Here is a 20,373-nt window from a genome sequence, read left to right as displayed (position 1 = left end):
TTTAATCGTAATTATTCGTTGGTGCAGTTTTGTATAGACTCTCCGGATTGAGATAAAATATCATTTAGTTCAATACATTTTAGGAGGATTCCGATGGGACAGGAAGACTTAGCTTTTCATGAAACAATGGATCTGCACGAACTATTGAATCTAAAGACCGTGGCCTTGCTGAAAGCCAAAATGATGCAGGGAATCGTATTTGATCAGGATCTTCGCGCTATGTTGGATAAAAGTGTCCAAATATCGATTATGGACATCAAGCAGCTTCAACGCCTTTATCCATACACAAAGACACAGTAAAAATGGGGTGGAACAAATGAACGATTACCTAGATCCAATCAATTCGGTGGGTATGCCGGAGAAAATCGATTCAGCGATAGCGCTGGACTTGCTTATTACAATTAAAGAAGCAATACGTAACTATTCCGTAGCTTTGACAGAGGCCGCCAGTCCGGAGGTCAGGACGACCATCCGCAACCAAATGGAAGCTGCCCTTGATTTTCAAGAGGAGATCACCGATTTGCTGGTAAGGAAAAAGTGGTTTCATCCGTATGATGTAGCTGAACAGCAAATGCTTGATTTGAAGTCCGCTCAGACGGCGGTCGATATAGCCGGACTCGACCTCTTCCCGGAAAACAATAATCGAAAAGGGTTGTTCCCGACGCCGCCGCAATAAGAAAATAACGGAGGAGATAGACACCATGAAAGCAGTAACATACCAAGGAGTGAAAAATGTTGCCGTCAAAGACGTCGAAGCACCTAAAATAAAAAAAGCGGATGACGTCATTGTAAAACTGACTAATACCGCCATTTGTGGCTCCGATTTACACTTGATTCATGGCATGATCCCTAACACCCAGGAAAATTACATTATTGGACATGAACCGATGGGAATTGTGGAGGAAGCAGGGCCTGAGGTTACGAATCTGAAAAAGGGCGACCGTGTCGTTGTTCCGTTCAATGTCAGCTGCGGAAAGTGCTGGTTTTGTGAAAACCAACTGGAAAGTCAGTGCGATAACGCCAATGATAATGGGGAGATGGGTGCCTATTTTGGTTACTCGGGAACCACAGGAGGCTATCCTGGAGGTCAAGCAGAATACATGCGTGTACCCTATGGGAATTTCACTCCCTTTAAAATTCCGGAGGATAGTGAGGTGGACGATGATAACCTGGTGTTACTCTCCGACGCCGGTACAACAGCCTACTGGAGTGTCGATAACTCTGGCATGAAAGAAGGCGATACCGTCGTTATATTGGGGTGCGGTCCGGTCGGACTGTTGGCTCAAAAATTTGCCTGGCTAAAAGGAGCAAAAAGGGTAATCGCAGTGGACTATGTCGGTTATCGACTGGAACATGCCAAGCGCACCAATCGAGTGGAAATTATCAACTTTGAAGACCATCAAAATACCGGTGCCTATCTTCATGAAATAACCAAAGGCGGTGCGGATGTGGTGATTGACTGTGTAGGCATGGATGGAAAGATGACCGACCTGGAATTCCTCATTACAGGCTTAAAATTGCAAGGCGGCTCGATGGGGGCTTTGGTAATGGCGAGTCAGGCCGTACGAAAAGGTGGGAATATCCAGGTGACAGGGGTCTATTCCAGCCGGTATAATGCTTTTCCTTTTGGCGATATTTTTCAGCGAAATGTTTCGATAAGGAGCGGACAAGCACCTGTCATCCATTATATGCCGTACTTACACGACCTTATTTCTCAGGGAAAGGTTGACTTAAGTGATATTATTACGCATACATTGCCGCTGAGCGAAGCAAAACATGGCTACGAAATATTTGATACGAAGACGGAAGACTGTATAAAAGTCGTTTTGAAACCTTAATACATGATTCCTTGGCATTTTATACACATTAAGGTCGTAAAAGGAAAGGAGGTCACACTTATGGATGCACACCGTGCGCAGGAAATCACCTCGTCTGAGATAATGATCGATGTCACCTACAATGGAGGAAAAGTGTATATTGAACACGTCGACCAAGGAGCAGGGATGGCGACCATCCATCCGCTCGAAGATCCGGAAACAAAACAAAGTGTTCAGGTGGAAGACTTGTTAGAACAGTGACAGCGCTCAATACTTGCTAAATCAATGTTAACAGGATAGGAACCCATGGACTAGTTGATAACATTAGGAAGCAACAGCAGATGAAAGCAAACGCTTAGACTTCCTTTCATCCTGTTGCTTGCTGCACCTCGCTGTTCCGAGCAACTGTGCTTTCCTCGGCTATGGCTCCTACTTCCTCCGAAGTTTTGCATCCATTCTTTCTAAGCAGAAAGATTATTCGCTTTTTATAGGAACAACAAAAAACCGAGCGATTTGGAATCATCGTTCGGTTTTTGCTTTGGACAAGAATTCCAGTAAAAGTATACTTTCCTGCAGCTGGTTTGCTTACATACTGCTTGTTTAGGTTTGTTATTTTTATGGCTATAACTGTATATCGCCATCTTCTTTGACCGGTAGATATTTCGTGAAATAGGCTCCTGCTATCAATAACAACAATGTCATTGTCCAGCTGATGGTACCCAAAAAGTCCAACCAGTAACCTAACAGCTGTATGACAGCGATCAAATAAAAACAAATTGATGTCAAGGCGGTCTTTATTCCGGTTACTTTTGCTTTTCTTCTTTTCTTTATGTTGATGCTTATAGAAAAAACCAGAGCTACCACCGTGAGTATCGTGAGAAAAATCGGAAGCAATTTACCACTCCTTATCTAACGTTTATTCAATTGATAGGTTTAGTTTAGCATATTTTGGGAGACTTGGAAGGATCGGCAACTAATGATTTCAAATTGGAAGAAAACAAATTTGATTGATACGGAGGGATAGAAGGTTATGTTAAGATAGAAACTATCCAGAATGTCAACGAACAAAACCCAGTATAGAAGTTTTTTAGGGTGTATGGCCGACTATCAAAATAGGTACAAGGAGTATAAAAAGATGGAAATAAGAAAACCTGACGAATTTGAGCAGGAGCTGATTTTGAAATTGTCTCCTCAAGCGGTACGAGAGGGGACAGCAGGAGAATCAGCACCTGATGCAAATAAGACGAAAAAGCTGATCGAGTCCGTTCTGCAAAAAGGTGGCTGCTATTGGGCTGCTTTTGAACACGACCAATTGCTTGGATGGAGTTTAATAGGTAAGGGGAAGGATTCGTTTACAGACAAGCCCTTCGGTTTTGTTTATGAGCTGTTCGTCGTTCCTGCTTATAGAGGAAAAGGGATTGCCGAACAATTGCTGCATGCTGTTTGTGATCAACTTAAGAGTGCAGGGCATCAGGAAGTGCGCTTGAGTGTTCATGCAGAAAACAGTGCGATTGAACTTTATAAAAAGTTGGGATTTACAGAAAAGACGTTTACGATGAAAAGGGAGTTATAAGTACTATCGATTAATTGTTGTGTTGCCAGGACTCATAGAAATACCAAATAAAAAACAGGATACTGATCAACAAAAACACGGGTATGAAAAGATTTTGGTAAATGAGCTGCATGTCGGGATTGGTAGGGAATTCACCAGTAGAAGTTTGGGCGAACCAATAGATATAACGATTTAACCGTTCCATTGTGTATAAGAAGCCGCTTGCTAACAAAAACACTAGTCCAAAAATCAGTTTTGTTTTGCGATCGATCATTTGTAAGAGTTCCCCTCCCTTTGTTATTGCTTCCATTTTACCTCGATTTAAATTCCAGTTCCAGCTATTAGGAGAAAAGAGGTGATTTCAATTGATAATAAAAAAAATTTCGTGCCACGTACCCCCTGAAGCTAAACAGGTATTTAGTGAACAGCAAGCCATGTGGAATGCCTTGAAGCAGTGTAATGGCTTTCTTGGCCAGTTTGGCGGCTGGGAAGAAACCAACTCATATACAGCTTCCATTTACTCTTTTTGGGAGACGCTTGACGATTATCGGCATTTTATGGAACATACACATGATTCAATCGTTGAGGGAACAAATCAACAAAAAACCTATAACTCCATTTCAATAGACTTATTCGAGAGGCAATTCAACTTATCGGAAGAACGGGACATCTACAATGTTCTAGAGAAAGCGCATTTTGTGCGAATTGCGTTAGCTACTGTGAAATGTGAATTTATTCCTCGTTTCATATATTTCCAACAGGGGATATGGAATCCTGGTATGCAGCAGGCTGAAGGGATGCTGGGTGGTGTGTTTGCTCGTTCCCGAGAGGTTGAAAACCAGTTTCTTGTATTGTCAGGCTGGAAAAGTGCATATGATCATCGACAATACATGCAGAGCTTTTTCCCATCCCTTTTGGAAGCTGCCAATCCTAAAAGGGATGTCTCTTTCCTTGTAGGAGAGCAGTTCAGTATTCAAGAAACCTGGCGGGTTAGCAGATGATATCAAATCTGGATATAAGGAAGAAAAACGATGGCAGCAGATAACTTTCGAAATGTTAGGTTAGATAGCCAGATACCATTTTCATAACCTGCTTGTCAGGATTTAGCGTTAACTTGACGGCTTAAAAGTTTGCCTGTTATGCTAATTTCATTCTTTCCCTGGTGAATGGGTATCCTGTGCAAAGAAAGATAGCATTACGTTTTATCCTCTCTGAGGAAAAACGGTAATATCCTCTTACACGAGATGCCGCTTAGAATGTAGGAGGTAGCATGATGGACAGTGTATTGGAAATGATAAGGAAAAAACTTACATATAAATATGTTTTGGCTGTTGCTCTGCTAGCACTTCTAGTTGCCTGTTCGATGTATTTTGTGCATCATAACTATTCCTTTTACGATCGACCGATTGCAAAAGTATTGGAAACGAACCAGGTTGCTAACAAAGAAGTAACAGCAGAGCATGGGAATAAAGATAAGGTTTTCACACAAGAGATTTTGGCAGAAATCATGAATGGCGAAAAAAAAGGACAGCAACTTCACTTAACGAATGAGTATTCCGCTTCAGCTACTTACAGTCAGGCATATCGTCCAGGAAATGATTTATTTGTATCCATCGACACTGACCATGCAAATGAAAATGCGAAGTTGACCGGAACTATCTTGGATGTCAAACGAGACAAATATATCCTGCTTGTTGCGTGGGTGTTTGTGTTCATTTTATTGGTAGTCGGAAAAAAACAAGGTTTGTATTCTGTCCTCAGCTTAGCCATCAATGCTGTATTAATTTCTTATGCTTTAGATATGTATATCCAGTACGCAAATTTCGGCTTGCTGTTGATGTGCGCATGCAGTGTGGTTTTATTCACTTTAACTTCCTTATTGCTTGTCAACGGATTCAACCAAAAAACGTACGCGGCGGTAGCTGCTACCCTGTTAGGAACCTTGACATCCTTGCTGATTACTTATTTGGTTATGTGGATCACTGCTGAAAAAGGCCTTCGTTACGAGGAAATGGGCTTTTTAACGCGTCCGCCGCAAATGGTCTTCATGGCAGGCATTTTGATCGGTTCATTAGGAGCAGTCATGGATGTGGCGATCACGATGTCTTCTTCCATTTTCGGGTTATATGAGAAGAATGCTGACATTACAGTCAAAGCGCTTAAAACTTCTGGGATGGAAATTGGAAAAGATATTATGGGCACGATGACCAATATCCTGTTCTTCGCTTATATCAGCGGCTCGATTCCGACCATGATTTTATATTTGAAAAATGAGTATCCAGTGTCTTATACGTTTTCCATGAACCTTTCCTTGGAATTAGCCAGGGCTTTAGCTGGTGGAATAGGAATCGTGCTTACCATTCCTATCGGGCTATATACAGCGATATTTTTTATAAATCGAAAGCGGGCGAAATCATGAACACTTTAGTTTGGCTGGCAGTGATCCTGTTTTTATTGATGATTGGCATTGGAGGAAAAAAGGGAGCACGATCCTTTTTCGCCATCATGTTGAACTTTGGTGTACTGATTATTATCTTGTTTATGATGCTTGGAAGAGATAACGATCCGGTTATTTTAACGATTGTTGCCAGTACCCTTATTAGTTGCATCACACTCTTTTTTATTAATAAAGTCAACATTACGACTAAAACGGCATTTGTGTCTACGGTTATCACCATTGTCCTGTTAATCTTTTTTATTGTCTACCTGACGGATCGATCGATGATTCAAGGATTCAGTGAAGAAGAAATGGGTGAACTGTACGTATTTACGATGCATATAGGGGTGGACTTTGTAAAGATTGCAGCATCTGTGATCATTATGAGTACAATCGGCGCAATAACAGATGTTGCCATTTCGATTTCCTCTCCTATGCGGGAAATTTTTTACCATAATCCCTCGATGAACAGGAAAGAGTTATTTTTTTCTGGTCTAAGTATCGGCAGGGATATCTTGGGGACGAATACGAATACGGTTTTCTTTGCGTTTATGGGAGGCTATTTGGCATTGTTGATTTGGTATAAAGACTTGGCTTATTCACTTGGCGAAATTATCAACTCCAAGGTGTTCGCAGAAGAAATGATCGGCATTCTCTGTGCGGGAATGGGAGTGGCTATCGTCATTCCGATAACTGCATGGATTACCGCTCTTGCGTTAGTGCGGACCAAAAAGAAGAGTGGGGCAACCCAATAAAATGTTAAACAGAAACAACCCAGCATGAAACGTGACCCCTGAAAAAGTCCTTTTTAATCAAACGAGCCGTCAACAGTGGCCAATCTAAAAAGAGTGATTTTCTTTGATTTATAAAAGAAAATCACTCTTTTTCCTTGAGGGAGAAGGAATTATAAAATTAAGTGCCTGTGGATTATTAGTGACAGGGACAGTCTCGTCCAGCTCCAGCGCCTATCCCCTCGAGGTCTTAACCCCACCCAGTAATTCATAAAGTGAAGGATTTGATGCCAGACTGTCAATTATCCATTCATGGAACTTCAGTTTTTCAGTCGCCTCGCATAAAACCAGAGGGTCTGTTGAGTTAGTGGCTGAAATAATGTTGAATTCCTTCGCTTATGCCAGCGGCCACGTTATTCTGATAGGCTTCGGTTTTGATTTCCCCAAGCTCTGCTGGATTGGAGACAAACCCCAGTTCAATCAAAACGGATAAATCGCTATTTTTCTTAAGTACACGATAGTCTGCTTGTTTTGTCCCCTTATCCTTAAGAGAGACGCGGTCTATTATGCCCGATTGTATGTTTTCCGCCAATTCCAAGTCTTCATCGTCGGTATAGTGATAGGTACTGATTCCACCGACTGTACTGATAGGAAAGGAATTGTAGTGAAAACTGATAAAAGCGTCAGTATTGGAACGATTACTGATTTTAATCCGCTTTTCCAGAGAAATATACGTATCATCATATCTAGTCAAGATAACGTTGGCGCCGCTAGCCTTCAGGTTTTTGGCCACTTTGGAAGCCGTCACCAATGTTAAATCTTTTTCATAGGTTCCGTCAATTCCGATCGCACCAGGGTCTTTACCGCCGTGCCCTGCATCCAGAACGAAAGTATAGCCTGTCAATGGTTCGACTGTTTGGCTTTGCTCCTGTTCATTGTTAATAGTGACAGAATTCTGTTTTTGCTTTCCCTTTTCTTCTGTCAACCTGCTGCCATTTTGCTTCTTGTACATTGCTGTCTGCTTGCGTTTATGTAAAGAATCTTGATTTTGTTCCACAGGGAAAAGATGTTGCGAGGCTACCCAGCCTACTTGATTATTATAATAGGTTTTTACCCAGCCATAGGCTTCATCGAACACGGTGACCTGATCCCCATTCTGCAGTTTTCCGACTACTTCTCCACTGCTGGAAGGCTCATCTCGGATTAAAAGGGAAGAACCATCCACCACGTCTACCATGTAAGTCTCGTTATCTGCTGCCATAACAGATGGAGCGAACAACAAGGAGAGAAGCAGCAATATTACGCCTGCCGTTAAAGTAATTAATCGGTTCATCAAAAAACCCCTTTCTATCAAACTATTTTCCTGCCACAGCTGTCTAGCACGATATTCCTCCATCTTACCCAGTCTGCAATCCTTTTAAACATGTTCTCTATTATTTATAGAGAACTATCTAGCAAAATAGTACTTCCAAAGGAAAAATAGTAAGAAAGATAGGGATGACTAGGAAAATAGAAAGGGGGGAGAAGGCGGATGATTTTCCCTGAAAAAGGCAGGGGAAAAGAAGAAATTCTCCACGGACCCAAATAGGCCATTGTGGGAATTTCTTCTCTGAATCAGGATGACAATTTTTGTTTGAAAGCAGTCAGTTTTTCTTTTACTTCTGAACTCAATTGTTTGATTTGTTCCATATCCGGTGTTTGGTTTTGGGCATACGCAATCAAAGGATAGAGACTATCTTCAATGTTTTTGTAATCGTCGGGAAAGTTGGTTTCCACTGCTTTTTCAATCTTGTCCCATTCCTCAGACAGGCTTTTACCCAGTTGGTTTATGGTTTCCGTTTGGTCCGGTTGGTTGGTAACAGCAGTAACCAGTTCCTTGAGGACTTCCAATACATTTTCCACACCGTCTGCAATTTTTTGCTCGCTTCGTGCGTCGAGGGAAGTAACCTCTTCCACAGGAAGCGTTTCCGTCGGCCCAGATTGCTGCTGTTGTTCCTGTCCGTCCTCTCCAAGGTAATAGTACAGTCCGAGTCCTAGCAAGGCAATCCAAAAAAGCTGCTTCAGGGGAATCATCTCCTTTTGTTTTGTCGAAGGTAGCTTTCCCCTAAAGCAGGTAAAATTATGCAAATGAATATTTAGCAGGAGTTAATGGAGACTTTTCTATTTGAGCTTCTACCCATCTAGTCCAGCCAACGATGGATTGCAAATTGATTGGCCCCGCTTGAGATCCTATTAAAAGCTTTCAGATAAAAACAGACTAATCATCATGGTTCTTTTCCAGGTAATTAATCAAATCGGAAACCTCCTGGAATATCGCTTCAGGCTCTACTGAGTATTCCGAGGACTGGTATTCGGGCAGCCATTTGGCCGCGCCAATGTGAACGCCCGCTTTCTTACCAGCATTCATATCATCATCACTATCCCCGATATACATTGCCTCCTCGGGAGAAACCTCTAATTTTTTCAGAGCTTGCAGTATTCCTTCTGGCGCCGGCTTGGCCTCCTTGACGTCATCGCCTGTAATCAATATATCAAAATATTTTTTCATATTCAGTTCTGCTAAAGAATATTCAAAGCTTTTTCGGGATTTTCCGGTAACGACTCCCAGCTTCATTTCCCGGTCTTTTAAGTTGGATAGCAGCTGGTCGATCTCCTGATTATTATCGACCAACCGGTTATGATTTTCTTCATATTGTTGGTAATAATAAGAGACAGCTCCTTTCACATCATTGCTCTGTAAGTTTTGTTCGATTAATTCCGGCTCGGGCGGCCCGAACATTTCTTTGATTTCCTCTTTCGAATAGTCTTTTTGATCAAATTTTTTAAACACCTCTTGAAATCCGAAAATGTTGACGGGGAGTGTGTTAGCTAGTGTGCCGTCAAAATCGAAGATGATTGCTTTCATTGTTTCCATCCTTTCTTCTAGTTTCTTTCTGCTATCGTCTGTTCCGGTCTTTGATGTTATACCCGAAAAATGGTATAGAAAAAAGTGACATAGGAATGAAATTGGCTACCACTGCTGTGCTAACCTAACAATCAATAGTCGCCAAGCCGAAGTTATTTTTCTTTCTTCTCTTCGGACACTTTTGATCTTCCAGTAGACAAAGAAGGAAAGAGACAACTCCCTCTCCCTGAATATAAAATTTAGAATTATATATATTTGATGGGATTGAATATGTCCTCTGTCATCGTTAAACTTGTTTTCGTACATTAAATCGTCCACATAGATGTTTGAAATGAAACCGGGAAAGGCATTAGATTAGTATAGAGAATAGGAGGGTGGCAAATGAATAGACTGATTGCTGGAAAGACGATTAATGACTGGATTCAACAGTTTCCTTTACTAGAACAAATCAAACAATATCAGCCGGTATACTGGGAGAACGCAGGGGTCCGGGAAGACCTTCCGGGTGTGGAGAAGTTAAAAGCAGATGATATTACCGATGCAGCGGAAAGATGGAAGCGTTTCGCTCCCTTATTAAAGGAACTTTTCCCTACCTTGCAGGATACGGAAGGGAAGGTTGTCTCCCCGCTTCGCAGGCTTGACAGGTACAAGGCAGCCCACCTTAAAGTGCTGAAAGAAGACAGCCCCTTTTTTCTGAAGTGTGACAACCAGCTGCCGGTGGCAGGATCGATCAAAGCCAGAGGCGGTATGTATGAGGTGCTCAAACATGCGGAATCTCTGGCACTTAAAGAAGGATTGCTTAAGCAGTCAGATGATTATCGTGCGCTTACTTCCCCGGCCTGCAGACAGTTTTTTAGCAGACATTCTATTGGAGTTGGCTCGACCGGCAACTTGGCTCTCAGTATAGGTATTGTCGGAACGGCACTTGGATTTGAGGTGCATGTGCATATGTCGAGCGATGCCAAACAGTGGAAAAAGGATCTGCTGCGAAAACATGGTGCGCAGGTTCATGAATATAAAGGCGATTTTAGTGAGGCAATCACTAAAGGCAGACAGCAGACAGAAGCAGATCCAGCTGCTTATTTTATCGATGATGAAGATTCCAAAGATTTGTTTCTGGGCTATAGCGTAGCAGCAGCTGAACTAAAACAACAGCTGGATGCAGAGAATGTTTTCATCAGTGAACAAAACCCACTTTTCGTTTATTTACCTTGCGGTGTCGGCGGAGCACCGGGTGGTATTGCTTATGGTTTAAAGCAGTTGTTCGGCGGGTTGGTTCACTGTGTTTTTGTAGAACCGACTCATGCACCGGCAGTATTGCTTGGACTAATGACAGGTCTCCATGAAGGTATATCTGTTCAGGATTTTGATTTGGATAATCGTACTGCTGCGGACGGTCTTGCGGTGGGAAGGCCATCCAGGTTTGCCTCTTCTATCAGTCAACATACGGTAAGTAGTATTTATACAGAAAACGATGACATTTTTTATCAGTTGACTTATGAGCTTTGGAACCAGGAAGGCATTTTTTTGGAACCTTCGGCAGCGGCTGGATTGTCAGGGCCAAATCGGATTCAGGAAGATTCCCGTTTATCATACACAGCGCCGGATGGAGTCCATGTCGCTTGGGCGACAGGTGGAGCGTTAGTACCTGATTCGGAACGGGAAGTGATTTATCAGAAGGGAAAGCAGCTTGCTGAAAAGAAATAACCCTCGAATAACAAACGTTTTGCAAAGGGCTCCTGTGGACATATGTTCTGCAGGGGCTCGTTTTACGGAGGAATGGCTATTTAAAAACAAACATATTATGGTATAAATTCCGTGATGAAGGTATGATGAGAATATAGACAAAGAGCAAAAGTTGAATAATCAGGGGGGTTGGGGATGAGAAAATGGGAAATACTTTTGCTTGGACTAACAGGGTTGTTTGTTTTGTTTTTAATTGTAACCGGTTTCAAGTTTGTTGCCTTGACCAGCAAACAGCCTGCAGCACATCCGGTAAAGATCGACCTGACTGAAGAGGATGCGGTTGCCAGGTTTTCTAAGGCGATTACCTATCCCACCATATCTCATCAAGACTACAGCCAATTCAGTTATTCGGAATTTGATGGTTTTCTCGATTTTTTAAAGGAAAGCTATCCCCTCGTCGATGAGCACCTCCATCTTGATAAGGTCAACGAATATGGATTAATTTATAGGTGGCAAGGCAGTGAAGAAACAAAAAAACCAATTGGCCTCACAGCCCATTATGACGTAGTCCCTATATTAGAAGGGACAGAAACAGATTGGGGTCAGTCCCCATTTAGTGGGGAAGTGGTGGATGGGAAGATTTGGGGAAGAGGAACACTTGATGACAAGATCGGGGTTATAGGTATTCTCGAAGCAGTCGAAAAGTTACTGTCCGAAGACTTTCAACCAGAACGGGATGTGTATCTTTTGTTTGGCTTTGATGAAGAAGTCGGCGGTGAGAAGGGAGCGCAGGCTATTGCGGATGAATTGAAGCAGAGGAACATCAAGTTTGAATTTATCCTCGATGAGGGGGGCGCCATCATCGAGGGAATGGTCCCGGGATTAGATAATCCTGTTGGCGTGGTTGGCTTATCGGAAAAAGGGATGGCGACAGCCGAACTTTCTACCGAAGGAAGCGGAGGGCATTCTTCACAGCCAGAAAATCGAACGAATATCGGCAGGATAGCACGGGCGATAGCCAAACTGGAAAAAGAACAATTCCCGGCTGATCTGCAAGGCCCGGCAGAAGAACTATTCGCCTATACTGCTCCTGAGATGAAAGGAGCAATGAAATATGTTTTTGCCAATCAGGCCATATTTGAACCAGTAATCGAGTCAATCCTGTTGGAAAAACCGGCTACCGCCGCCCTGCTTCGCACGACAATTGCCCCGACCATCTTCCAGGCAGGCGAGCAGTACAATGCACTACCAGAAAAAGCAACAGCGGTGGTTAATCTGCGTGTTATGCCGGGTGAATCTTTAGAAGACGTACGGACTTTTATTGAAAAAACGATTGATGATGACCTCGTCCAAGTAAACGTAACCGGAAATGAAGCATCCCCCGTTTCTTCTATTGACAGTTGGCACTTTAAAGCCGTCCAGCAGGCTGCCCGGAATGTATATCCGGAGGCAGTTATCGCTCCCTATTTAATGTTTGCGGGTTCTGACGCCAGGCATTACGATCGAATCGCCGACAATACGTATCGCTTTTTGCCGGTATTGATTACTGCGGAAGATTTGAACCGTATGCACGGAAGCAATGAGCATATCAGCATCGATAATTTTCTTCATGCCATTTCTTTTTACCAGGAAATCATTAAAACTGCCGACCAACAGGCAGGAGATCAATAGGAGGCTATAGAAGTGTTCAGTAAATATTCAAGCAAAGGGTGTGATCTGTCATGAATAGGGTGTTTTGGGTGGTATCAATTCTGGTCGGTGTGATCGCTTTTCTGGCAGCTTTGCTAGTGTTTCTGTGGATAGATTCTCCATCACCGTACCTTGGTGCTTTGGTAATAGGTTTCTTGATTTTTGAAATAAGTTTCTATCACCGTTTTCAGCAGAGTAAAGAAAAACGATTGCAATAAGAGAATCAAGGCCGTTCGTCAGAATTTCAACGTTGTACACAAAAGGCTCGTAGCCGAGAGGAGTGTGTCCATTTAATGAAGCTTGCCTTTACTACACTAGGCTGCCCGAAATGGAACTTGGATACCATGATCACTTACGCAGTTGAAAATGGTTTTCAAGGCATAGATTTTAGGGGATTCCAAGGAGAAATGGACATCTTCCGCACGCCTGCGTTTTCCAGCCAGCGGGAGGAAACCAAACAAAAATTTGATCAAGCAGGTCTCGAAATCCCCTGTTTTTCCAGCTCTGTCAGGTTATATACAAAATCAGCAGAGCAATTTCAAACTTACATGGAAGAGTTGAAGAACTATGCAAAATTATGCCAGTTTTTTCATACTCCTTACATTCGTGTTTTTGGAGGAACAATCGGTGACATTGCAAGGGAACAGGCGGTGGAAATAGTCGAACAAAATCTTAAGGGAATGTTGGCCATTGCAGAGGAGTACCAAATAACATTGCTGCTGGAAACGCATGATGATTGGACGGATTGCGGCTATGTGGAAGAAGTTCTACAGCGTGCCCGATCCCCTTATTTGCAAGTTTTGTGGGATGTCCACCACCCATACCGAATAGCTGGCGAAACACCGGAACAGACATGGGAGAGACTTGGCGGACATATTCGGTACACCCATTGGAAGGACTCTTACAAAAGCAGTAATAACAAAAAGGGGTATCAGCTTTGTTTGATGGGAGAAGGAGATATGCCATTACAGCGCATTTTTCAGTTGCTTCAAACGAAAGGATTCAAAGGTTATTTTACATTGGAATGGGAAAAAGTATGGTGGCCGGACATTGAAGAACCAGAAGTGGCTCTTCCCCAATATGCAGCGTTTATGAGAGAAATGGGCTGAAACAAGGTGGTGCCAGAGAAACATATAAAAAATCAGAAGACAATCGGCAGTTAATTAAATTACTTCCGAAATTAAGAAATCCGTTCTTAGATTAATAAGACGGATTTATTTGTTTTTTATATGATAGGGATAATCTATTGAGGGAGATTTTTGAGAAAAATGCCTTCCGTAAAGCAAGGAGGTAGGAGTTCTTGCGAAACAAAATTTATCAGGATAAGGGGCTGTCAGCACAGGCAGAGTGTTCGAACTATGTGAGTCGTACCCCCTGGTAAGAGCTTTACCGCCTTTGGGAAGACAGAGGCTGTGCCGGGAAAGTGAATTATCTTATTGTTTTAAAGGATTAAGCAGGTTGCAGTAAATTACTTATTGACTAAACGCCTTTCGTAAATTTTAATTTGGGGAAGAAACGAAATGGATGTAAGCGTTTTACAAAAGGAGCGATAACAGGTGATCAATTTTGCAGTAGTGGGGTGCGGACGTGTAGCCGGGGTACATACTGAAGCTATTGCGGAAGCAGACCATGCGAATTTATACGCATTGTGCGATATCGACCAAGATAGAATTCGGCAATATGCCAATCGTTATCATGTCGAAAACGTTTATACCGATTTTGAAGCCATGTTACGAAACCCAACTATAGATGTGGTGAATATTTGCACCCCGCATGGTTTGCATGCAGATATGGCTGTGAGAGCAATGGAAGCAGGAAAGCATGTCATGATAGAAAAACCGCTTGCCCCTACCTTGGAGGAGGCCGATCGCATTATCGAGACTTCCAGGCGGCATCGTGTGAAAGCGACAGTGGTTCAACAAAACCGTTTTAACGAAGCGATACAGATCACCCGACGTGCTTTGCAGAACGAGCGCTTCGGCAAGTTGACCTACGGAACCGCCTATATCCGCTGGCGGAGGGAACAGGATTACTATGATCAGGACGCATGGCGTGGAACAAAGGCTATGGCTGATGGCGTTCTGATGAACCAGGCAATTCATACCATAGACTTACTCGTTTGGCTCATGGGACCAGTTAAACGGGTAACCGGCAGGACTGTAACCAGTCAGCATAGATTGGAAATGGAAGACCTGGGGATAGCCATGCTGGAATTTGATAGTGGAACGTTAGGAATCGTCGATGGAACTACTACGATTTTTCCCTCTGATTTAGGCGCTGGTTTAAATTTGTTTGGTCAGAATGGAATGGTCTGTATTGGAGGAAATGCTGCAAATCGTATTGAAAAATGGCGGTTTGGCCGGAATTTTCAGCAGGAAGAAAACCAAGTGCTCGCTTTACAAAAGGAGAATCCTGCGAGTGTTTACGGTATCGGGCATAAGCACTGTGTGAAGGACTTTGTACAAGCTATCCGGGAGGACCGCAATCCATTCATATCGTTAGAGGATGGACGTTATGCCTTGAAGTTAATATTGGCAATCTATCAATCTAATGCGACGGGTCTTCCGGTCGATTTAACCACATAAGTTTCCATGAAACTGAAGCTGTTGGCAAGCTGGTCAAGGAAAGGATGAGCGAAGATGGAGCAAGTACGTATCGGAATCATCGGGGTTGGGAACATGGGAAGTGCCCATGCGAAGTACCTGCAGGAAAATACTGTCCAGGGGGCTAAATTAACCGCTGTTCTGGATACGAATGAAGAGCGTGCCCGGTGGCTGGAAAGTCAACTAAAGGAAGAGATCTCCGTGTATTCGGAGGAAGACGCCTTTTTTGATTCTGGTTTGGTTGATGCAGTTCTAATCGCCACACCGCATTATCAGCATTCCCGGTTGGCAATAACAGCCTTTCATCGAGGGCTTCACGTGCTTTGTGAAAAACCAGCGGGTGTTTATACGAGCCAAGTACGTGAGATGAATCGGGCTGCTGAAGAAAGCGGAAAGGTATTCTCTATGATGTTTAATCAACGAACCAATCCGCTTTATCAAAAGCTGCGTGATGTCATTCTATCAGGAGAAATTGGGGAAATTCGTCGGATCAATTGGATTATTACCAATTGGTATCGCTCACAGAGCTACTACGATTCCGGAGGATGGAGGGCAACCTGGGCGGGGGAAGGTGGTGGAGTACTGATCAATCAGTGTCCTCACCAGCTCGATTTATGGCAATGGATGACCGGCATGATGCCAGAAAGAGTACGTGCTTTTTGTTATTTCGGTAAACACCGGGATATCGAAGTGGAGGATGAAGTGACCGCTTTTGCTGAGTATGACAATGGAGCGACCGGTGTTTTTATCACAACAACAGGAGAAGCGCCTGGTACGAACAGGCTTGAAATTGCTGGAGAGCGAGGCAAACTGGTAGTGGAAGACGGCCGGCTCCAGTTTTGGAGGCTGCGGGTTCCTGAGCCCGAATTCAACCGGACTTATAAGGGCGGTTTTGGATCACCGGAGTGCTGGGAAGTCGAGATTCCAGTAACGGGGGAGGAAACTGCACACCGAGGTATCACCCAAAACTTTATTAATGCCATCTTAAAAGGAGAGCCCCTTTTGGCTCCTGGTACGGAAGGAATCAAAGGGCTTACGCTATCCAATGCCATGCACATGTCTGCATGGCAAGATGACTGGGTGAATCTTCCTTTAGATGAAGAGGCTTATTACAAGATTTTGAAGGAAAAGATTGCGACTTCTGAGAAAAAGCGTACAAATGGCGATGTCCGGCTTGACGTAGACGGGACGTATTAAATAGGAATCGGGCATGGGATATAAATCTTGTCAAAAGGGGGAGGAGAGGAAATGCGATTTTCCGTATTTACAGTGATGACACCTGATCTTACGCCGAAGCAATTAATAGAGCATCTGGTGGAAACAGGTTATGACGGAGTAGAGTGGCGGTATAAGGAAACCCCGGAAGAATTTAAGCGGGAACAGCCGAGCTATTGGCGCTTTAACAAATGTACCTTGCAGCCAAACACTACCGATGAAGAACTTGCAAGTCTGCGTAAGTCAACGGATGAAAAAAGGATTGAAGTAGTCAGCGTCACGCCTTACCTTGATGTGGATGACTTGCAAGCGACGGAGAAGGTTTTGCAGACGGCTCAAAAACTGGGAGCCTCCACTATAAGGATTGGCGTTCCCCGGTATGATAGGACGGAAACGTACCAGGAATTATTTAAAAAGGCGGTACAGTACGTGAAAGAAGTGGAAGGAATGTGCAAGCAGTACAAGGTGAAGGGATTGGTGGAAACGCATCATCAGACAATCACGCCTAGCGCAAGCCTTGCTTATCAGTTGGTTTGTCATTTCGACCCCAGCCATATCGGCGTGTTATATGACCCTGGCAATATGGTGCATGAGGGCTTTGAAAATTATCGCATGGGATTGGAATTGCTAGGAGATTATCTCGCACATGTTCATGTTAAAAATGCAAGCTGGCAGATCGGACAGAAATACCCGGATGGAAGCATAGGGTGGGAAGTACAATGGGCACAGCTGGAGCATGGCGTGGTCGATTGGAAGCAGGTATTAACCGATTTGAAGGCAGTAGGATATGACGGATATGTCGGGTTTGAAGATTTTAGTGGCGTGTTTCCTACGAGGGAGGCACTATCCCATAATATCAACAGAATCAAGCAGTTATTGACCGAAATATAAGGAAAGGGAGACGGTGAGTCATGAATATTGGGTGTTGCACCGATATCCAAAACGCCAAATTAGTGAAAGAGGCAGGATTTGATTTCTTGGAATGCAAAGTCGTTTCCCTTATGGAAGAGCAAACAGATATCATTGAACAACAGGCTCAATTCTGTCAGGAAATCAAGCTGCCAGTAATGTCCTGTAACATTTTTTTACCGGGAACTTTAAAAGTAGTTGGCAATGAAGTAGATGAAGCGGCTATCGCCGGATATCTGGAAACGGCAATGCCTCGAATCAAGCAAATAGGGGCTGAAACGATTGTCTTCGGAAGCGGCGGTTCACGTTCAATACCGGAAGGTTTTTCACGACAGAAGGGGGAAGAACAAATTGGCCATTTTCTTGATTTAGCAGCAGATTATGCGGAACCACTTGGTTTGTCTATTGTGATCGAACCGTTGAATCAGTTGGAAAGCAATATGATTAACAGCATTCCCGAAGCCGTTCGATTTGCCAAGTCGGTCAACCGTCGATCGATTCAAGTGCTGGCTGACTTTTATCATATGGAGATAGAGAAGGAGCCATTAGATAATATCATCACAGCGAAAGAGTATTTGAAGCATGTCCATGTGGCCGACACAGACCGGAAACCGCCTGGTACTGGGAGCTATCCGTACCATAAATTTAAGGAATGCCTGACAGCGGCCGGATATGACGGCAGCATAGCTGTGGAATGCAATTGGTCCAATCTGTCTGGTGAATTACATGCTGCCCGAAAATATCTAACAGAAGTTTTCGCTTGTCCATCGTAGTGTACTTTTTTCATAGATATCCCTATAAATCCCTGCCAATAATCTACTACTCCTATTTCTCCATAATATACCATTTGAAAGACGTTCTATTAACTAGCATAAAACAACATAACGGGCAATATACTAGGACAAACAGAAAGATAGTTTTCGATTTAATGTAAGCGCTAACAGAACTGCTGTCAGGTTTTCCGAGTCCCTGAATTCTATGAAGGAAATCTTCAGGAAAGGAGAATACGAGAATGAAAGACAAGGCGGAAATCGAGAATCAAAGTCCGGCAGGTACGGCTCAAAACAGACTTATACCAGCCAGATCGACAAAAAAACGTCCTCTCCGTTAACTTGGTATGTTTTTCTGATCCCCAGTTTCTTAGGTATCTTGTTGTTTATGATCTATCCCATCTTTGAATCTTTGCGGTTAAGTTTTTACCAGTCAAACGGAACGATCGAACACTTTATTGGTTTGGCAAACTTTAAAACGGTTTTGACATCAGGCCCTTTTTGGAACGCTGTTGGAAATACATTCTTTATCGGTATTTTTCAAATTGTCATTACGATACCACTCGGCTTTATTTTTGCTTCTTTGATTAACTCCACCCCTAGAGGAAAAAACTTTTTCAAAGTCATTTACTTTCTTCCTAATGTCACTTCCATTGTAGCTGCAGCCATGATCTTCGCATTTGTACTCCATCCAGAAATGGGGATTGTCAATTATTTACTTGATATCCTCGGACTACCGACACCGGGCTGGCTTTCGGATCCATCGACATCGAAGTGGGCTGTTATTTTATTGGCGGTCTGGCATTGGATCGGGTTTGTCATCATCATTTGCCTTGCCAATCTGCAGGCAATTTCACCTGAAATGTATGAAGCGGCCCGGATTGACGGCGCTAGTGGTATACAGCAGTGGTTGTTTATCACCGTTCCCAACATGGGAGGAACATTTGCCTTCTTATTGATAACCGGTTGGATCGGAGCCTTACAACGATTTAACGAAGTCTATGTGCTTGGCGGACCGAACGGCAGTCCAGCCCGTTCCATCCAAACCATGGGCGCATTTATTTATGAACGAGGGTTTACTGGATTTGAGTTTGGCATAGCCTCGGCGGCCACCTACATTATGTTCATGATTATCCTGGTGTTCACCTTTATCAATCTCAAGCTTTCCAATATGAAAATTTAGTAAGAAAGGGGTGAGTGAAGTGACACGTACGCTTTCTAATAAGCAAGCTGAACGTATGTCTGGTGCCTTCAAATTTATCGTTTTACTGTTTTTCGGACTATTATTGATGGCCCCGTTCATTTGGATGGTAAGTGTTGGTTTTGACCGAACGGCAAATATCAGTATGCCTTTTCCTCCACGCCTGATACCAGAAGAGCCTTCCGGTTTTAATTATGGCATTGTTTTTGAAAATGGGCGATTGATCCAGTCCTATATCAATTCAGCCATTGTAACAGTAAGCTCGGTGTTGCTAGGAGTAACTGCGTCTCTGTTTGCCGGTTACGCTTTTTCTAAAGGCAGGTTCAAAGGCAAGAAACTTCTATTTATTCTTGTGTTGTGTACACTGATGATCCCAATGGAACCTCGATTGATTCCGTTGTACAAATTGTTCAATTCAGTCGATTTGCTGAATACGTTTTGGCCGTTGATTTTGCCTACAGTCATCAATGGCATGTTGATTTTTCTTTGCAAGCAGTTTTTTGACCAACTGCCGGATACCTTAAGGGAAGCAGCGCAAATCGATGGTGCTGGTGAATTTAAAATCTTCTTCCGGGTATATTTGCCTTTGGCCGGACCGATTGCTGCCACCATGGTCATCCTCGCCTTTATTTGGAGTTGGAATGATTTCATGTGGCCGCTCGTCGTTCTCAATAATCAAGAACTGCATACAGTCCCTCTTTATCTGGCAAGCTTCTCGCTGGAAAATGGCACAAGTCTTGGCGGATTGACGATGGCACTGGCAACCGTGAGTATTTTGCCAATCATTATCCTGTACTTGTTCCTGCAGCGCTACATTATCCAGAGCATCGCTTTAAGCGGAGTTAAGGGTGAGTGAAC

The 20,373-nt window shown here is 43.3% G+C and carries 23 protein-coding genes; 18 read left to right on the top strand and 5 right to left on the bottom strand.

Annotation, left to right across the window (positions count from 1 at the left end; all coding sequences use genetic code 11):
• Positions 1-93 precede the first annotated feature (93 nt).
• The 4 genes from BLR82_RS04575 to BLR82_RS04560 are packed head-to-tail and all read left to right on the top strand — an operon-like array spanning position 94 to position 2,078.
• Positions 94-300, top strand: a complete 207-nt coding sequence (locus BLR82_RS04575) for a spore coat protein (RefSeq protein ID WP_074597793.1) — start codon at positions 94-96, stop codon at positions 298-300.
• A 16-nt stretch (positions 301-316) separates the two neighbouring features.
• Positions 317-676, top strand: a complete 360-nt coding sequence (locus BLR82_RS04570; protein ID WP_074597792.1) for a spore coat protein — start codon at positions 317-319, stop codon at positions 674-676.
• A 25-nt stretch (positions 677-701) separates the two neighbouring features.
• A complete protein-coding gene (locus tag BLR82_RS04565) occupies positions 702-1,838 on the top strand; it encodes a zinc-dependent alcohol dehydrogenase (RefSeq protein WP_074597791.1) in 1,137 nt (378 codons plus the stop codon).
• 60 nt (positions 1,839-1,898) lie between these two features.
• The gene (locus tag BLR82_RS04560) at positions 1,899-2,078 is read left to right on the top strand and encodes an H-type small acid-soluble spore protein (RefSeq protein ID WP_074597790.1); all 180 of its coding nucleotides are present in this window, start codon (positions 1,899-1,901) and stop codon (positions 2,076-2,078) included.
• Between the two features lie 360 nt (positions 2,079-2,438).
• Here the strand turns inward: BLR82_RS04560 and BLR82_RS04555 are convergent, their stop codons facing one another.
• The gene (locus BLR82_RS04555) at positions 2,439-2,711 is read right to left on the bottom strand and encodes a hypothetical protein (protein WP_074597789.1); all 273 of its coding nucleotides are present in this window, start codon (positions 2,709-2,711) and stop codon (positions 2,439-2,441) included.
• 241 nt (positions 2,712-2,952) lie between these two features.
• Between BLR82_RS04555 and BLR82_RS04550 the strand changes: the two genes are divergently transcribed.
• Entirely contained in the window at positions 2,953-3,390 is a 438-nt protein-coding gene (locus BLR82_RS04550; RefSeq protein WP_074597788.1) for a GNAT family N-acetyltransferase, read from the top strand.
• Between the two features lie 10 nt (positions 3,391-3,400).
• On the opposite strand, the gene BLR82_RS04545 is transcribed toward BLR82_RS04550, so the two are convergent.
• Positions 3,401-3,643 carry a hypothetical protein gene (locus tag BLR82_RS04545; RefSeq protein ID WP_074597787.1) on the bottom strand — a complete coding sequence of 81 codons (243 nt, stop codon included), beginning with the start codon at positions 3,641-3,643 and terminating at the stop codon, positions 3,401-3,403.
• 91 nt (positions 3,644-3,734) lie between these two features.
• Here BLR82_RS04545 and BLR82_RS04540 point away from each other — a divergent pair, with 91 nt between their 5' ends.
• The 3 genes from BLR82_RS04540 to BLR82_RS04530 all read left to right on the top strand — a co-directional run bounded on the left by BLR82_RS04540 (position 3,735) and on the right by BLR82_RS04530 (position 6,561).
• The gene (locus BLR82_RS04540; protein ID WP_074597786.1) at positions 3,735-4,370 is read left to right on the top strand and encodes a YdbC family protein; all 636 of its coding nucleotides are present in this window, start codon (positions 3,735-3,737) and stop codon (positions 4,368-4,370) included.
• A 272-nt stretch (positions 4,371-4,642) separates the two neighbouring features.
• Positions 4,643-5,788, top strand: a complete 1,146-nt coding sequence (locus BLR82_RS04535) for a YibE/F family protein (protein ID WP_083334702.1) — start codon at positions 4,643-4,645, stop codon at positions 5,786-5,788.
• Entirely contained in the window at positions 5,785-6,561 is a 777-nt protein-coding gene (locus tag BLR82_RS04530; RefSeq protein ID WP_074597785.1) for a YibE/F family protein, read from the top strand. Before BLR82_RS04535 ends, BLR82_RS04530 begins: the two co-directional genes overlap by 4 nt.
• A gap of 340 nt (positions 6,562-6,901) precedes the next feature.
• On the opposite strand, the gene BLR82_RS04525 is transcribed toward BLR82_RS04530, so the two are convergent.
• The 3 genes from BLR82_RS04525 to BLR82_RS04515 all read right to left on the bottom strand — a co-directional run bounded on the left by BLR82_RS04525 (position 6,902) and on the right by BLR82_RS04515 (position 9,442).
• A complete protein-coding gene (locus BLR82_RS04525; RefSeq protein WP_074597784.1) occupies positions 6,902-7,870 on the bottom strand; it encodes an N-acetylmuramoyl-L-alanine amidase family protein in 969 nt (322 codons plus the stop codon).
• A 281-nt stretch (positions 7,871-8,151) separates the two neighbouring features.
• A complete protein-coding gene (locus BLR82_RS04520; RefSeq protein WP_074597783.1) occupies positions 8,152-8,610 on the bottom strand; it encodes a hypothetical protein in 459 nt (152 codons plus the stop codon).
• A gap of 184 nt (positions 8,611-8,794) precedes the next feature.
• Positions 8,795-9,442, bottom strand: coding sequence for an HAD family hydrolase (locus BLR82_RS04515; RefSeq protein WP_074597782.1), 648 nt, complete (start codon positions 9,440-9,442; stop codon positions 8,795-8,797).
• A 381-nt stretch (positions 9,443-9,823) separates the two neighbouring features.
• Here BLR82_RS04515 and BLR82_RS04510 point away from each other — a divergent pair, with 381 nt between their 5' ends.
• The 10 genes from BLR82_RS04510 (at position 9,824) to BLR82_RS04465 (ending at position 20,371) form a co-directional block, all read left to right on the top strand.
• Positions 9,824-11,149 (top strand): D-serine ammonia-lyase, encoded by a 1,326-nt coding sequence (locus BLR82_RS04510; protein WP_074597781.1) that lies wholly within the window; start codon positions 9,824-9,826, stop codon positions 11,147-11,149.
• Positions 11,150-11,323: 174 nt separating this feature from the next.
• On the top strand, positions 11,324-12,799 hold the full coding sequence (locus tag BLR82_RS04505) for a M20 family peptidase (RefSeq protein ID WP_074597780.1): 1,476 nt from the start codon (positions 11,324-11,326) through the stop codon (positions 12,797-12,799).
• 50 nt (positions 12,800-12,849) lie between these two features.
• Entirely contained in the window at positions 12,850-13,035 is a 186-nt protein-coding gene (locus tag BLR82_RS04500; protein ID WP_074597779.1) for a hypothetical protein, read from the top strand.
• A 75-nt stretch (positions 13,036-13,110) separates the two neighbouring features.
• The gene (locus BLR82_RS04495) at positions 13,111-13,926 is read left to right on the top strand and encodes a sugar phosphate isomerase/epimerase family protein (protein WP_074597778.1); all 816 of its coding nucleotides are present in this window, start codon (positions 13,111-13,113) and stop codon (positions 13,924-13,926) included.
• Between the two features lie 447 nt (positions 13,927-14,373).
• A complete protein-coding gene (locus tag BLR82_RS04490) occupies positions 14,374-15,402 on the top strand; it encodes a Gfo/Idh/MocA family protein (protein ID WP_074597777.1) in 1,029 nt (342 codons plus the stop codon).
• A 54-nt stretch (positions 15,403-15,456) separates the two neighbouring features.
• Positions 15,457-16,617 (top strand): Gfo/Idh/MocA family protein, encoded by a 1,161-nt coding sequence (locus tag BLR82_RS04485; RefSeq protein ID WP_074597776.1) that lies wholly within the window; start codon positions 15,457-15,459, stop codon positions 16,615-16,617.
• A 51-nt stretch (positions 16,618-16,668) separates the two neighbouring features.
• The gene (locus BLR82_RS04480; protein ID WP_074597775.1) at positions 16,669-17,526 is read left to right on the top strand and encodes a sugar phosphate isomerase/epimerase family protein; all 858 of its coding nucleotides are present in this window, start codon (positions 16,669-16,671) and stop codon (positions 17,524-17,526) included.
• A gap of 20 nt (positions 17,527-17,546) precedes the next feature.
• The gene (locus BLR82_RS04475; RefSeq protein WP_074597774.1) at positions 17,547-18,317 is read left to right on the top strand and encodes a sugar phosphate isomerase/epimerase family protein; all 771 of its coding nucleotides are present in this window, start codon (positions 17,547-17,549) and stop codon (positions 18,315-18,317) included.
• Between the two features lie 385 nt (positions 18,318-18,702).
• Positions 18,703-19,497, top strand: coding sequence for a carbohydrate ABC transporter permease (locus BLR82_RS04470; protein ID WP_245693639.1), 795 nt, complete (start codon positions 18,703-18,705; stop codon positions 19,495-19,497).
• Between the two features lie 19 nt (positions 19,498-19,516).
• Entirely contained in the window at positions 19,517-20,371 is an 855-nt protein-coding gene (locus BLR82_RS04465; RefSeq protein WP_245693638.1) for a carbohydrate ABC transporter permease, read from the top strand.
• Positions 20,372-20,373: the final 2 nt, after the last annotated feature.

It is taken from the genome of Sediminibacillus halophilus (assembly GCF_900103695.1).
In the GTDB taxonomy this organism is placed as follows: Bacteria; Bacillota; Bacilli; order Bacillales; family Amphibacillaceae; genus Sediminibacillus; species Sediminibacillus halophilus.
The sequence above is the reverse complement of the archived record's forward strand: the minus strand, read 5'-3'. Positions and strand labels throughout refer to the sequence as shown.